General features: G+C 60.7%; 14 protein-coding genes. 4 read left to right on the top strand and 10 right to left on the bottom strand.

Going from position 1 to position 14,711, the window contains the following annotated elements:
- Positions 1-2: 2 nt before the first annotated feature.
- The 5 genes from H6955_21580 to H6955_21560 are packed head-to-tail and all read right to left on the bottom strand — an operon-like array spanning position 3 to position 4,453.
- Positions 3-527 carry a class I SAM-dependent methyltransferase gene (locus H6955_21580; protein ID MCP5316162.1) on the bottom strand — a complete coding sequence of 175 codons (525 nt, stop codon included), beginning with the start codon at positions 525-527 and terminating at the stop codon, positions 3-5.
- A gap of 12 nt (positions 528-539) precedes the next feature.
- Positions 540-2,060 (bottom strand): GMC family oxidoreductase, encoded by a 1,521-nt coding sequence (locus H6955_21575; protein MCP5316161.1) that lies wholly within the window; start codon positions 2,058-2,060, stop codon positions 540-542.
- Positions 2,057-2,410, bottom strand: coding sequence for a hypothetical protein (locus H6955_21570; GenBank protein ID MCP5316160.1), 354 nt, complete (start codon positions 2,408-2,410; stop codon positions 2,057-2,059). Before H6955_21570 ends, H6955_21575 begins: the two co-directional genes overlap by 4 nt.
- Positions 2,407-3,684: an ABC transporter ATP-binding protein gene (locus tag H6955_21565; GenBank protein ID MCP5316159.1), complete on the bottom strand. Its 1,278-nt coding sequence runs from the start codon at positions 3,682-3,684 to the stop codon at positions 2,407-2,409. Before H6955_21565 ends, H6955_21570 begins: the two co-directional genes overlap by 4 nt.
- Entirely contained in the window at positions 3,674-4,453 is a 780-nt protein-coding gene (locus tag H6955_21560) for an ABC transporter permease (GenBank protein ID MCP5316158.1), read from the bottom strand. The genes H6955_21565 and H6955_21560 overlap by 11 nt, the downstream gene beginning before the upstream one ends.
- Before the next feature lie 580 nt (positions 4,454-5,033).
- Here H6955_21560 and H6955_21555 point away from each other — a divergent pair.
- On the top strand, positions 5,034-6,725 hold the full coding sequence (locus H6955_21555; protein MCP5316157.1) for a methyltransferase type 11: 1,692 nt from the start codon (positions 5,034-5,036) through the stop codon (positions 6,723-6,725).
- A 108-nt stretch (positions 6,726-6,833) separates the two neighbouring features.
- On the opposite strand, the gene H6955_21550 is transcribed toward H6955_21555, so the two are convergent.
- From H6955_21550 to H6955_21530, 5 genes are all read right to left on the bottom strand, one after another.
- Positions 6,834-7,604, bottom strand: coding sequence for a class I SAM-dependent methyltransferase (locus H6955_21550; GenBank protein ID MCP5316156.1), 771 nt, complete (start codon positions 7,602-7,604; stop codon positions 6,834-6,836).
- Between the two features lie 213 nt (positions 7,605-7,817).
- The gene (locus H6955_21545; GenBank protein ID MCP5316155.1) at positions 7,818-8,837 is read right to left on the bottom strand and encodes a glycosyltransferase; all 1,020 of its coding nucleotides are present in this window, start codon (positions 8,835-8,837) and stop codon (positions 7,818-7,820) included.
- Complete coding sequence (locus tag H6955_21540) at positions 8,834-9,760, bottom strand: NAD-dependent epimerase/dehydratase family protein (protein ID MCP5316154.1); 927 nt, start codon at positions 9,758-9,760, stop codon at positions 8,834-8,836. The genes H6955_21545 and H6955_21540 overlap by 4 nt, the downstream gene beginning before the upstream one ends.
- Complete coding sequence (locus H6955_21535) at positions 9,750-10,895, bottom strand: glycosyltransferase family 4 protein (protein MCP5316153.1); 1,146 nt, start codon at positions 10,893-10,895, stop codon at positions 9,750-9,752. Before H6955_21535 ends, H6955_21540 begins: the two co-directional genes overlap by 11 nt.
- Before the next feature lie 22 nt (positions 10,896-10,917).
- The gene (locus H6955_21530) at positions 10,918-11,097 is read right to left on the bottom strand and encodes a hypothetical protein (protein MCP5316152.1); all 180 of its coding nucleotides are present in this window, start codon (positions 11,095-11,097) and stop codon (positions 10,918-10,920) included.
- Between H6955_21530 and aroC the strand changes: the two genes are divergently transcribed.
- The 3 genes from aroC to H6955_21515 all read left to right on the top strand — a co-directional run bounded on the left by aroC (position 11,066) and on the right by H6955_21515 (position 14,708).
- On the top strand, positions 11,066-12,169 hold the full coding sequence (gene aroC, locus H6955_21525; protein ID MCP5316151.1) for a chorismate synthase: 1,104 nt from the start codon (positions 11,066-11,068) through the stop codon (positions 12,167-12,169). The two genes, H6955_21530 and aroC, sit on opposite strands and share 32 nt — an antisense overlap.
- A gap of 103 nt (positions 12,170-12,272) precedes the next feature.
- Complete coding sequence (locus tag H6955_21520; GenBank protein ID MCP5316150.1) at positions 12,273-13,427, top strand: MFS transporter; 1,155 nt, start codon at positions 12,273-12,275, stop codon at positions 13,425-13,427.
- Between the two features lie 6 nt (positions 13,428-13,433).
- Positions 13,434-14,708 carry a biotin/lipoyl-binding protein gene (locus H6955_21515; protein MCP5316149.1) on the top strand — a complete coding sequence of 425 codons (1,275 nt, stop codon included), beginning with the start codon at positions 13,434-13,436 and terminating at the stop codon, positions 14,706-14,708.
- Positions 14,709-14,711 lie beyond the last annotated feature (3 nt).

Genomic DNA, 14,711 nt, shown 5'->3' with positions numbered 1-14,711 from the left:
AATCACTTGATGTATATCTCCAGGCGATGGGTATATTCACGATACGGATAAAAAAGCTCCTTCAGCATGAGATAGGGGAATCGAGCCCGGTAGCGGGCATCGATGTGTACGGATGCCAGAACACCATCAGAAGCGAGGAGGTCGTCCGCAATGCCATAGACGAGGGTGGCCGCATTGCCGATATATTGTGGATAGAGGACTCCGGTTATGACGATCAGGTCGAACGGGCCAGAAACTTTTTTCGGCAGTTCAAACAGCGAGGCACGAAGAAAACTGACCCGTTCATTTGCCACTGCTTGCGCTTTGTCGATTGCTTCGCCAGAAATGTCTACGCCCATGACGGATCGGCCCGGCAGGTCGCGCGTGACGTAACCTTGTCCGCATCCAATATCCAATACGCGATCATACTGTCTGGCAGGCAGCTCATTGAGCAGCATTGACTTCCGAATCTGGTCGTCCGGCGTGCTTTCGTAATTCCAAGGGTCCTGCTTTTCGTGCCAGGCATCAAGTTCCTGTTCGGATTGCATCGCACTTTTCCTCTAGTGCTCAACTTTGAATCGCTGCTCGAGATGGTTGGCCAGTCGCAAAGCCAGCATCACGATGCTAAGGGTGGGCGTTGCGGCTCCCGTAGTGGGGAAAATGGAACGGCCAGTGACGTAGAGATTGTCAAGGCTATGCACACGGCCATTTTTGTCGACGACACCGTGTCGCGGATTGTCGGACATTCGGGTCGTCCCGTAGTGGTGGTTGCCGATCCAGAAAGATCGATTGTCCAATGTATCGGGGTCAGGGACACGAACCGGGCCGGGTCGCGCCAGTCCGAGACGCCAAAGTGTCCGGCCAATCCGCTCGGCCGATCGACGTATGGAGTCGATATCGGCTGGTGAAATCCGCCACGTGATTCGCGCCCGCGGCATACCCAGGGCGTCGCTTTCTTCAGCGAGCGTTACTCGGCTATCAGGATTGGGCAGGATCTCCGAGATGAAAACAGCAGTCATTCTTTCTGGAATGGACGAGCCATCAGACTCACGTTGCTGACTCGAAGCAAGGCCGTTCCACACGGTTCTTGTGTCTACCTCGTCGTCGCTCAAAGGTTGTGGGCGATCGAATCGTAGCGTGGTATTCGAGAGCCTCTCCGCTTCCTGGATGCGCGTCGTCATGCCCAGCCACGGTGTGACTGCGTGCGGTCGATCCGGGTGCTGCGTCGGAAGCATATCGACGTAGGCCTTGATCGCCGAGCCGGTGGGGAACACATCGAGTTGCCGGTGAAATATCAGATGGTCGGTGAAGTGTCGTCCAACCTGGTCGTACTCATTGCCCAGGGCAGGCCGATCGGTACCGTTCAAACTGAGCAGGAGCCGAGCGTTCTCGATGCCGCCGCACGCCAGAACAAAATACCGTGCGCGGACCTCCAGTTGTGCGCCCTGGAGGTTGCGCGCTATCAGGTGAACGGCTTGGCGGCCGGCTAGATGCGCACGCGTGACATTGGCACCAAGCACCACGACGCTGTGGGATGACCGCTCGAGTTCCGCGCGGTATCTTGAGGCGAACCGGGTCGGCGGGCTATGTTGAAAGACACCGCTGCGCAACTGTTCGTCAACGATATCCGGTTGCTCATCCCACGGTTTCTCCAGACGTGAACGCCAGTAACCGAGGTCAAATCGCGGCTCACCAAGTTCGCATAGGGTAGAGGCAGCATCCAGATATTCGAGATACTCTGCAAAGTCGAATGGCCACCCGCTGTGTGGTATGTGTGCGCGCGCTGTGAAATCCTGAGGGTCGAGCGGTCGGCACCAGCCTGCCCAGCAATTGCTCGAGCCGCCGAATCGCCTGCGACGCGTAAGCTCACCCGAATAGGGGATACCGTCGGTATCGGTACGATACAGTGCCTGAGTGTCTGAATCATCGTCTGCTCGGCCACTTTCGAGGACGACGGAGCGAATCTGAAGCGCATCCAGTCGCAAAGCCAATGCGATGCCAGCTGGACCGGCACCGACGATACAGACGTCGGTATCGAGTGCCGGTGTGCCGGTCAGCGCCTCGATCGATGCCAGGCTCATGTGTTGACCCAAAGCGAAAGCAGCGCCCACTCGGCAGGTGTGATCATCATGTCGCTGAGTTCTATCACTCGACCGGAATTGATATCGCGCGCGTGCAGAAGATGGAATTCGTTGATCCTCGATGAGGATGAAGTGTAAGCCCCCAATGCTTTTTCATGCGATTCAACGATGTGTTTAAGGTTGCCGAGGTGTGGTTCGGCGGCGGCAAGCAGTTCGCGCAGACGACGTCGGTCGGCAGTTCCACGAAAAGGTCCGATCGTCAATGTCGAAATTCCCGCACCGGCGATCGACAAACCGATCAGGCTGGCAACAGTCGCCCTGGTTAGGAAAGTGCGTCTTTCCCGGTTCATTCTCTTGTGTTCGCCGAAAGCCCGCTGGACACCATTTTCATCGGTGCCCGCTGTCGCTCAAGTTGCACGTCAATTGCCGGGCATGTCATTGCCCAACGCCTTTGACCGGGGGTGTCGATGCTCTCGAAATGGCAAGCCCCGTCGACCCAGTCATAGAAAAACTTGGAGTCGACGGCATCATCGGAGAGTATGACGGTCACGCTGTAGAGACCGGCCCGTAGTGGGTTTCGAAAACGAAAAACGATATCCACGAATTCGCCTTCGTCGAGTTCAGTAATTGACAGATCCTCATAAGTGGTGTTTGTCCCCAACACATCGAACTGCTGTGCGTCGCGCAGATAGAAAGCCACTACAACCTTCGGCAGCGCGGACGCTGCCTGTAGCCGGATGTGCAGAGCGAGGTTATTCCCGTATGCGGCGACGCCATCGGGTTCGCACTCGATACGTGCCGCTACCACTTTGGCTTGCCCAGTCCCCCCGGATCGGCGAATCTGCTGCATTCCGTTGATTTCGGCCACTTCGTGTTGCGCCGAGCCCACCAGGTGCTGCATCAGGTACTCGTCGCAGATTGGTCCGCTGGGGCCATCATCGATCAGCCGTCCGCGGTCGAGGAACAAGACGCGATCACAAAGGCCCTTTATCGCGTTCATATCGTGCGAAACCAAGATCAAGGTGCCGCCACCTTCGATGAGTTCGCGCATTCGCTTTATGCCTTGAGCCTGAAATACGATGTCGCCAACGGACAGTGCTTCGTCCACGATAAGGATGTCGGGTTTGATCGTAACCGCAACGGCGAAGGCGAGTCGTACGAACATGCCACTGGAGTAGGTTCGGACAGGCTGATCCATGAACTGCCCGATGTTTGCCAACTGGGCGATATCGTCAAAACGCGCGCGCACCTCTGATACGCTCTGGCCCATCAAGGCACCTTGAAAAAAAACGTTCTCCCGGCCTGTGAACTCGGGATTGAATCCGGCGCCCAACTCGAGCAGTGCGGAGATCTGGCCCTGTGTGCGGACCTCGCCCTTCGTAGGCCGGATAATGCCGCTCAGTATCTGGAGCAAGGTGCTCTTGCCCGATCCGTTGTGCCCGATCACGCCTATTGTCTCGCCTTTCTTAACGTCGAATGAGACCTGATCCAGCGCAGTGAACTCTTGGTAGTAGCGTCGGAATCCCAGGCTGAAGAACTGTTTGACACGATCCCCGGGATGCGCGAACAGACGGTAGGCTTTCGACACGTTGCGAACAGAGATGGCGAGGTCTCTAGATGGCATCTGGAAACTCGTCCCGGCTGTATTGGAAGAAAGCGTGACCGAGCGCGGCAACGATGATTGCGGTTGCCAGTGCGATAGACCAAGCCGTCCAGTTGATTGCCTGATGAAGTATCAAGGCCCGGCTTGTCTCAATAACGGCTCCCAGTGGATTGTATTGGTATAGCGGTCGCAGGAAAGCGGGGACCGCGTTGACTGGATAGAAGACAGGGGAGAGGAAAAGCAGCATCTGCGTGAACAGCGGCACGATCTGACTGAGATCTTTGATGAACACGCCCCAGGCCGCGATAAACCACGAGAGCCCAACACCGAGAAAGATGACCGGAATGGTCAAGATCGGCAGCAACAGGACGCCAATGCTGAGATGCCCGGTCAACGCAAGAGCAATCGCCAGAATCGCGAAATTGAAGGCGGCATGAATCAACGCCGAGCCCACCGGTACAAGCGGCAGTATCTCGACGGGGAAGATGATCTTCTTTACGTAGCTCGGGTAGCTGCGCACCGAACCGGGCGATCTGGAAACAGGGTCGGCAAACAGGTTGAAAATGATCAAACCGGCGTAGAGCATCAACCAGAAAGGCGCCCCTGTTTCTTCTTGCGGCCAACGCGTTTGGAATATCTGGCTGAAAACGAAAGCGAAGATGGCAAGCATCAGGAGAGGACTCAGAAACATCCAGAAGACGCCAAACATCGCTCCGCGGTAACGAAGTAGGACGTCCCTCTTTATGAGTTGCAGGAGCAGTAAGCGTTGTCGATAAATGGTCTTGTACATCGCACAATTAGGTTCAACCTGGAATCTGGCAGCCGGGCATGTCTGACGCCTGGATGGGGAGGTCGAAATGCCATTATGCTGCGTCGACAATCGTACTGTCGCGCGAGAGTGTCCGGTATCCCGGTACACTGGCACCCGGTGGTCGGCGGAGTTCGCGATGAATGCGGCCGCGAGCCCTACCGTTGTGCCCGAGCACGCGCAATGAATTTCCAAAACGGCAAGCGTCGCGAAGCTGTTGCATCGACGTGGGATCAGTCATAGTGCCAACGTGGCTTGGTAAGGGCCTTTCATGTCGTCGAATCCCAAGACGGTCCGGCAACGGTCCTTTCGGGTCGTCAAAGTCTGCGGTGGGTGCTAACGATCCCGGGAGGCAGCAAGCCCTTGCCGGCCTGTTTTCTATGCAGCGACCCCCGGCAACGAAACTTGAGACACACCGGTATCGGGTGTCCCGTGTACGCGCCGGCACCACGGCTCAGCCAGTGCTTCTGAGAGAGATTCGCATTTGAAAAGTCTTGCTGCGCTTGCTCACTACGTCCGCGACAACGGAGGGCTCCGTAGAAGTCTGGCCAAGGTCGTCCGCTTGTCAGTGAAACTGCTTCGGCAATCGGGATTTCGCGGCCTTGAGGCAGAGGTGCGTCAGACGCTGTCGATTCGCAAGGAAAAAGCAGAAGAGGCGCGCCGGGCCAGGGTGCTCCGGCAGGCGGCACAGTCGCGGAAGGTTGTGATCCTTACGACGCCGCACGTCACATACGTGGCCCATCAGCTACAGGCGCTGCTGGCGGAATTCGGTTTCGCCTCCGAGATAATTTCGACACGGCCTTTGCGCGGATACGGAAAGGACCTGCACATCGTGCTGTGCCCGCAGATGTACTCTTCGTTGCCACGCAACCTGATTGCCGTGCAGATGGAACAGTCGATCAGCGAGCGCTGGTTTGATCAGCGCTATCTAGGTCTGCTGAAAGACGCACTGGCGATACTCGATTACTCAAAGAACAATATTCTATATCTGACAGGACGCGGCATCCCTTACCAGAGGTTTTTCTATTTTCCGATCACGATGATGCCGGGTTATCGGGAGAAGATCCTCGGGCCGGAGTGGGACAGCGGTGGCGTATCGAATAAGGCGTATGACGTATTGTTTTATGGAGACGTGAACAAGCCGAGACGTCAACAGATGCTCTCCCAGCTCAAGCAGCATTTCAACGTCAAGGTGATTGGCAATACCTTTGGCGAAGAATTGATTAATGAGCTGTGCAAGTCGAGGGTGGTGGTAAACATTCACTATTATGACAACGCATTGTTGGAAACGACTCGAATACATGAATGTCTGGCGCTGGGTATACCTGTGGTCTCTGAGTCCAGCGTCGATATTGAGGACTATCCGGATTTGGCTCCATTGGTGCGCTTCGTTCCAGTCGGTAACGTCCGTGCGATGATTTATGAGATAAGTCAGATTCTCGACCAGCCCGAGTTCGCCAATGCGTTTCACGACCAGGTTCGAAGCGCAGCCGATCGCCATTTGGCGAGATCGCAATATTATTTTGGGCGATTCTTGCTCGCGAACGATCTGACGACGTTTGAACAGTTGACCGACAGAATTGATGACAGGCCGGCATTCTCCACTGGCCGGCTATGTCTGAGTCTCCCGGAAACCCTGAAAAGGCAAAGACAGTTTCTCGCGCAGAAGCTGGACGGATTTGAGATGTTCGATGGACTGCGTCACAGCGAGGGGTGGATCGGCTGCGGCATGAGCTACAAGTTTATTCTGTCGAAGGCCGCCAACAGAGGCATACGACGTGTGCTGGTTTGCGAAGACGATATGGTTCTGACGGCGCATGGACGGAAGGTGTTGCCCATCATCGATCGCTATCTGGATGCCAACCCCGGGACATGGGATGTGTTCGCCGGGCTGATTGCGCATGTAGATCCGGATGTTGAAGTCACACAGGTCGATGAGTACGAAGGGGTGACGTTCGTGCATATCAACAAGATGACCAGCATGGTGTTCAACATATACAATCGCAGTGCTTTCGACATCATCGCGCGATGGGATGAATCGAATACCGATTGGAGTTCGAACACCATCGATAGGTACCTGGAAAGGACCGAGGGGCTCCGGGTCATTGTCGCTCTCCCCTTTGTCGTGGGACATGACGAAGGTGCGACATCGACCTTATGGGGCTTTGGAAACCAGCAGTACGCCAGCATGATCGCGGAGAGCGCGGAATTCCTGCAGCAGAAGCTGACCGATTTCAATGCGCGGCATCGTTGATCACCGGCAGACCAGGAGATCTCTGTCCGCGCACCGGCCCAGGTCTCGCTGTGATGACCCTCGCGGAATAAGTTGCACTGCAGTTGAAGTGCGCGTGCGGTACGGCTTTCATGCCTTGACGACGAATACCTGACCTGGGTAGATCGAGATCTCCTTGATTCGCGAGCGTGGTTGAGGCAACGAGGGATTGCCCTGGTCGGGACGAGTAATGTCGCCCCAGGCGATGAAATCGACGATTTCCTTCACAAAGCCGACCATGCCAAAGTTGTGGACAGCGAAGTCGGGATCGTAACGACCGGCCAGCCGCGAAAGGTTTCCCAGTCCGAGGGCGCTGAGCACTTTCTTGGTCATTCGCGTGCGCATCAGTTTGCCGCGAGAGTCCGGTGACCGAGGCGCGCGGACGCTGGGGTCGTAAACCTGTCCGTCCGGCCAGCTGCCCCAATACCCTGTCCCCCAATCCTCGATCACGTAGATTCCGCCGTGCTTCAGGTGGTCATCAAACATCGCTTGAAATGAGCTGCGAGCGAGTGTTCCTACGTGTGCGGCATCATCAATGATGACATCGAATCCATCGGGCGCGACTTTGTTGGCGATGCTGTGCAGCAGTGCATGGTCGCCTTGAGAGCCCTGGAAGAACTTCACACGCTCGGGGGTCGATGGCATCGGATTGGGATTGATATCCAGCCCGGCAATGTGTCCGTTCGCAAAGTATTCATTCCACATGAGCAACGAACCGCCGTGGTACACGCCTAGTTCCAGGAGCTTGACCGGTTGTTCGCGCAGGTGCGAGAAATGTCGCGTGTAGTTGTCGAGATAGCCGGAAGAAATGTTCTTGTCCGTATCGTACTTGCTCGCCAGTTCCGGCAGATTGGGTTTCATGAATTGTTCCTTTTGATTTTGATTCAAACGGTCGTACGGGTGGAAGGACCGGTTGATCCGAAAAGTATCGGCCAGAAAAATTTCCGCTTCGGTTCGTTCTCGCAGCCGTTCCTGTGGTCGAACGAACAACTGCGCATGTTTTGCCAAACGATCGAAGGGCGCAGAAATCCGGTCGCCCGAGGTGAAGTATCGGTCACTGCATTCATCTATCGATCAATTTTGTCTGTCAAAACCCGGAATGCCATACCTGATGAGCATTTCCAGCTTGCGTGGAAAAATTCGTACCTGTTTGAGGAATTCACCGAGCGTGACGGCGCGGCTTTTCTGCGCTGTGCGCCTTTCGTCTAGCAAATCATTGCGGGCGGACCAGGCGGATGTAGGCAGTGGGCCGTAGATCGACGACCAGATGGCGAAATCGCGTTTGACGAGGCTGAGTAGCACGCCTTCCACCAGCAAGAAAACGGCGTGCAGGAGCCCAACGGGGATCAACAACGGCAGCGGGTAGATCACGATCATGCTGAACAGCTTGTTGCGTTCGCTAAATGCGCGCCTTCGCAGCGTCGTGTGGAGTCTGCCTTTGTCGACTCTGGCACCCCCAAAACTGGCGCCGATTCGGTGACGGTAACCCGAGGTGTCACACACCCTCACCGGGTGGCCTGAAAGGCGCGCCCTGCAGCAAAGGTACAGGTCCTCACCGATCGAGCCGAACCAGTCCGGGAATCCGCCGAGCTCGTTCCACAGCGTGCGCGGGATCCACAGGCAGGCACCGATGGTCATCGCGACATCCCGGCGCGCGGTATCGAGGTTCGGTACCGGGTTGAAGAACGGATCCAGCAGGCAGCCGCGATCCACGATATCGCCGCTGGCGTGATCGAACTGTGGCAGGGTGAGGATCGCCGGACGGGAGATGGCCGACGCCTCGGCATGCAGCGTCCGCAGCGCATCCGGCAGGAGTTCTGCGTCGTTGTTCAGCAACAGCAGGTACTCGCCGCGGGCGGCATCGGCCATGCGGTTGTTGGCGACGCAGAAACCGACGTTCTGCGCGCTCTCGATCAGGCGTACCTCCGGGTGGTGCTGCCGGATATGCGCCACCGATTCGTCGTCTGAGGCATCGTCGTGCACCAGTATCTCGACCGGCAGATCGAAGTCCTGGGCGTGCACCGATGCGATACAGGCATCGATCAACCGGGGTCCGAGATAGTGGGCGATGCAGACCGAGACCACGGGCGTCATGCGTCTTCCCTGTCGAGCCAGTGCCAGGTCTGTTGGATACCCTGTGGAAGGTCGGTCAGCGGTCGCCAACCGGTGGCACGCTGCAGGCGCGTGCTGTCGAGCACGATGGCGCGCACGTCGGTGCCGCGCGCTGGTCGCTGTCGAACCTGTAGTTCACGGCCGGTGACACGCCCGACGAGGTCGATCAGCTCACTGATCGAAGCGCCGAGTCCGCTGCCGACGTTGAACGTGCCGGTCGCCTCCGGGTCGCCGATCAACCGACGGCATGCATCGACGGCGTCGTCGACGTACAAATAGTCGCGAATCGCTCCGCCGTCACCCCACATCTCCACCGGTTCTCCGCGCCGCACCCGTTCGAGCAGGGTGCGCACCAGCCCGAATCCGCCGCGCAGGCGCTGACCTGGCCCGTAGAGGTTCGACAGGCGCAGCGTGGCCAATGGGACGCGGTTGGCCTGGGCGAACACCTCGAACAGCGATTCCAGCGCGACCTTGCCGGCGGCGTGGTAGGAAAGAGGCTGCGGCGGGTGTGTCTCGTCGACCGGCAGACGCGTCGGATTGCCGTAGATCGCGCCGCCGCTGGAGGCGAACAACAGACGGGCGGGTGGGTGGTTGGCCATCATTTCTGTCAGACGGGCGGCGGGCAGAAGATTCTCCAGGGTGTCGATCTGCGGTCTGCGCGCCGAAGAGCCGGGCGTGGTGGTGGAGGCCAGATGGACGACGATCGGGCACTCGCGCAACAGCGGCGCGACGACCACGTGGTCATTCTGACTGCCGCGATGGAAGGTGATGCCGTCGTGCCGGGCATCGTCACTGGAGCGTGACAACACGTGAACCGTACGACCGTCGGCGACCAATCGGCGTGCCAGCGCGAGACCGAGGAATCCCGCACCGCCCACCAGCAGTATGGCCTGGTCAGGCGGCATGCCGGGATTCCCTCGCCAACAGGTCGTGGTAGGCGCTCAGACAACGCGCGGCATGATCGTCCCAGGTGCCGATCTCTTTGCGGATCGCAGTTCGTGCCCTGGTGCCGACCTCGTCGGCGACCGTGGTCGACTCCGCCCTGTCGAGTGCCTGTTGCAGCTGCCGGCGATCGTCGACCAGCCAACCGGTCTCGCCGTCCCGAATCAGGTCTGCATGGGCGGCGATCCGGCTGGCGACCACCGGCAGCCCGGCCGCCATCGCCTCGATCATCACCTGTGGCCGGCCCTCGTCGTGGCGACTCAGGGTCAGCAGGCCCGCCGCCCGGGGAAACCAGTGTTCGCGCAGGGCCGTCGGATTGGTCGGGCCCTCGTAGTCGATCCATTCGGGCAGCGCGACCTGCTCTTGCATCGGGCCGAGCAGGCGCAGCCGACGACCTGCCGAGAACAGGTCCCGTCCCCAGTCGAACAGGTCGCCCATCTTGTTGCGGGTGATGCGTGAAACGACCAGCCATTCGCGATGAGTGGCCGGCGATCGCTTGACCTCGAACCATCCTGGGGCGACCCCGAAGGGATTGGTGCGGACCTCGGCGACGCCTTCGAACTGCGCGGCCAGCGGCGCCGACATCCAGTGCGCATTCGGTGCGAGCAACGTCTGGCGGCGCGCGAAAGCGCGGCGCAGCAGGCCCGCCATGCCGGGGACCCTCAGCAGTCCGAAATCGCTGCCGAGTACCGCGACATAGGCCGGACGGCGGTCGGCCGGCAGCGCGAGTGCCAGCTGCAACCAATTGACATGGTAGACGTCGACCTGGCGGCGTCGGCAGGCGGCGCGCAAGCGGGTGAGTACACCGGCGGCGCGCACCAGGCCGTTCACCGGCCGTCGGCGGAGGAGGTGGGCTATGCCACCTTCGTCGGCCATCCGCTGGAGCCAGCGGGTGTCGCTGTCCGAGTTCGCCGAGGTGACTCGGCCGGGCAACTCGCCGGGTGGCCCCCACAGTGTGACCCCGACCTGACCCGTGCGGTCCAGCGCAGCGGCCAGATCGTGGATGAAACGCCCCTTCCAATCCGCTGCGTCCAACGGGAAGGACGTCGTGCCCAGCAGCACGTCAAGGCGTGGATTGGGTGTCGGGATAGCGCTCATAGATCTTCCACCATCGACGTTATCACGAACGCCGCGACGTGGTTATCAGCGGCAGTGCAGGGAAAAAATCCAGACCGGCGGTATTCCGGGCCTCGCCGGTTGCTGTCATCCGGCGGCTTTTTTGTGCGCAGGCGTGGGCGAGGTCGAGGTCCGCAGTTACAATACCGCGGATGTCTGGAAACACCATTGGAAAACTCTTCACTGTGACCTCGTTCGGCGAGAGTCACGGCACTGCGATCGGCTGCATCGTCGACGGCTGTCCACCGGGAATGGCACTCTCGGAGGCGGATATCCAACCGGATCTCGACCGGCGTCGGCCCGGCACCTCGCGACACACCACGCAACGCCGTGAACCCGACCGCGTGCACATCCTTTCAGGGGTCTTCGAGGGCAGGACCACCGGCACGCCGATCGGCCTGCTTATCTACAACGAGGATCAGCGGTCCAAGGACTACGGCGAGATCGCCCGGAAGTTCCGCCCCGGGCACGCCGATTACACCTATCAACAGAAGTACGGACTGCGCGACTACCGCGGTGGCGGTCGTTCGTCCGCGCGCGAGACCGCGATGCGTGTCGCGGCCGGCGCAGTGGCCAAGAAATACCTGCGTGAACGCTACGGGGTCGAGATCCGTGGTTACCTGTCCGCACTCGGCCTGATCCGGCCCGACAGCTTTTCCTGGGACCCGGTCGAACACAACCCGTTCTTCTGGCCGGATGCCGCACAGGTGCCGGAACTCGAGCGCTACATGGACGACCTGCGCAAGTCCGGCGATTCGATCGGTGCCGAGGTGACCGTGGTCGCGAGCGGTGTCCCGCCCGGCTGGGGTGAACCGGTGTTCGATCGTCTGGATGCCGATATCGCGCATGCGCTGATGGGGATCAATGCCGCCAAGGGCGTCGAGATCGGAGCCGGGTTTGCGTGCGTGACGCAAAAGGGCACCCAACATCGCGATGCGATGACCCCGCAGGGATTCCAGTCCAACAACGCCGGCGGTGTTCTCGGCGGCATATCGAGCGGCCAGGACGTGGTCGCGCGCGTGGCGTTCAAGCCGACCTCGAGCATCCGCCTGGGTGGACAGACGGTCGATGTCGAGGGACATGCGACCGACGTGATCACCAAGGGTCGACACGATCCCTGCGTGGGTATCCGCGCCACGCCGATCGCCGAGGCGATGCTCGCGATCGTACTGCTGGATCACGCATTGCGGCACCGTGGCCAGAACGCCGACGTGGGGTCGCAGACACCGGTCCTGCCGGCGTCATCGAACGGCTAGTGCAGCGCCGTCCGGACGCTCCACGGCCGCCTGGCTGGTCGCGGTCGACGTCCGGTCGGTCGGCAGGCAGCCGACCGGCTGAGGTGGGAGCCGGTCGATGAAGATGCCCTACTGGCGGCTGTCCGGTTTCTACTTCTTCTATTTCGCGCTGCTCGGTGCGCTGGTCCCGTATTGGGGACTGTTCCTGCAGGAACGGGGTTTCGACGCGACCGCGATCGGGGCGCTGATGTCGATCCTGATGGCGACCAAGGTCGTGGCGCCCTACGTCTGGGGCTGGCTGGGCGACCATCTGGGTCATCGGATGCAGATCGTGCGTGTCGCGTCACTGGTCTCGGTACTGGTGTTCACCGGGATGTTCTGGGCACACGGCTTCTGGTCGATCGCCCTGGTGATGACCTTGTACAGCTTCTTCTGGAACGCCTCGCTGCCGCAGTTCGAAGTGGTCACCTTCAGCTATCTGGGCGAACGTGCGGCGCGGTATGCGCGTATCAGGGTCTGGGGTTCGATCGGGTTCATCGTCACCGTGGTCGTGCTCGGCGCGCTGGTCGAATCGCGTGGCCCGGAGATCGTTCTGCCGGCGGTGTTGCTGATCTTCGCGGCGATCTGGGGGAGTTCGTTGCTGGTCAGCGATCCCGACCCGGAACCGCATCCACATGAGCAGCAGTCGCTGGCGGCGATCCTGCGACAGCCGGCGATCATCGGTTTCTTCGTCGCGGTGTTTCTGATGCAGGCAAGCCACGGCCCCTACTATGCGTTCTACTCCATCTATATGAAGGGTCACGGCTACAGCGAGACCCTGATCGGCCAGCTGTGGGCGCTTGGCGTATTTGCCGAGGTCGGTCTGTTCGTCGTGATGCACCGCCTGCTAGATGGGTTCGGTGCGCACCGGGTACTGGCCGTCAGCCTGTTGTTGGCCGGTCTGCGCTGGTTGATCATCGGACATTTCGCGGGCTCGCTGCCGATGTTGCTGGTCGCCCAGCTGCTGCACGCGGCCACCTTCGGTACCTTCCATGCCGCCAGCATCCATCTGGTGCAACATTACTTCCGCGGGCGCCACAAGGGGCGTGGACAGGCGTTGTACAGCAGCGTCAGCTTCGGGGCCGGCGGGGCGGTCGGCAGCCTGTTGAGCGGCTACGCCTGGCAGGGCCTGGGACCGACGCTGACGTTCACGATCGCCGCCGGCCTGGCATTGCTCGGTGGCATGGTGGCACTGCGCTGGGTCGACGGTGGAACCTTTGCACTCAGACGGCTGACATAATTGCGCATGCAGGAACGATCGACACAACCGACACAACGCCGCCGCCGGCGATGGTGGCTGCCGCTACTGATTCTTTCGGTTGCGGGTGCCGCCGCCGCGGCCCTGATCGCAACCAAACCGGAGCGTCGACCGGTCAAGGTGCTGGAGCGGGCCTGGCTGGTCGCCGTCGAGGACGTCCATGCCGCCCGCTACGCGGCGAGCCTGACGCTGTACGGCCGCGTTGAGTCACAGTGGTCGAGTGAACTCACCGCGGGTATCGCGGCGGACATCGAACGGGTCGCCGTCGTCGAGGGGGATCGTGTCGAGCAGGGGCAGCTGCTGGTGCGCCTCGATGACCGGGACGTGCGCCTGGAACTGGCGCAACGCGAGGCCGAGCTGCAGCAGGCGGAGGCACGCATCGCGGCCGAAAGACTGCGCCATGAGGCGGACCTCGCTGCGTTGCCGCGCGAGCGTCACCTGCTGTCGCTGACCCGCGGCGAGGTCAACCGGCTGCAGGACCTGGTCAAGAACAAGGTCGGCGCGCAATCGCAGCTGGATACCGCGATGCAGGCCGCCGAACGCCAGGCGATCGCACTGACCCAGCGTCAGCAGGCGGTCGACGAACACACCGCGCGGCTGGCCGAGGTCGAGGCGACACGCGCCCGCGCCGAGGCCTTGCGTGACCAGGCGCTGCTGGAGCTGCAGCGTTGCGAGGTGCGTGCGCCGTACAACGGCCGGGTTGCGCGACTGCCCGCCGCGCCGGGACGGCGGGTGCGTGTCGGCGATCCGCTGATCAGTCTGTATGCGAGCGACGACATGCTCGTGCGTGCGCAACTGCCGACCCGCCATCTGCCCCAGATCCGTTCGGCGATGAATGCCGGCGAGCCGCTCGTCGCGCACGGTGAGATCGACGGCATCCGCGTGGTCGCACAGCTGCGCGGACTCGCGGCCGAGAGCGACGCGAACAGTGGCGGTGTCGATGGCCTGTTCACGGTCACCGAAGGCGCGCAGGAGATCAGCCAGGGGCGCTTCGTGCGCATCGAACTGCAGCTGCCGGCACGTGACGGACTGGCGGCCCTGCCGCACGAGGCGATCTACGGGACGGACCGCGTCTATCTGGTCGACGAGGATAGCCGGATGCGTGCGCAACGCATCGAACGGGTCGGCGAGGTGCGTCTAGACAATGGCGAGACCCGCGTGCTGGTCGACACCGCGGCATTGCCGGCGGCAGCGAAGGTGGTGGTCACGCAGCTGCCGAACGCGCTCGACGGTCTGTTGATCCGGGTAGCGGACGAGCGCTGAAAC

Source organism: Chromatiaceae bacterium, from assembly GCA_024235395.1.
GTDB lineage: Bacteria > Pseudomonadota > Gammaproteobacteria > Chromatiales > Chromatiaceae > Thiosocius.
The sequence above is the reverse complement of the archived record's forward strand: the minus strand, read 5'-3'. Positions and strand labels throughout refer to the sequence as shown.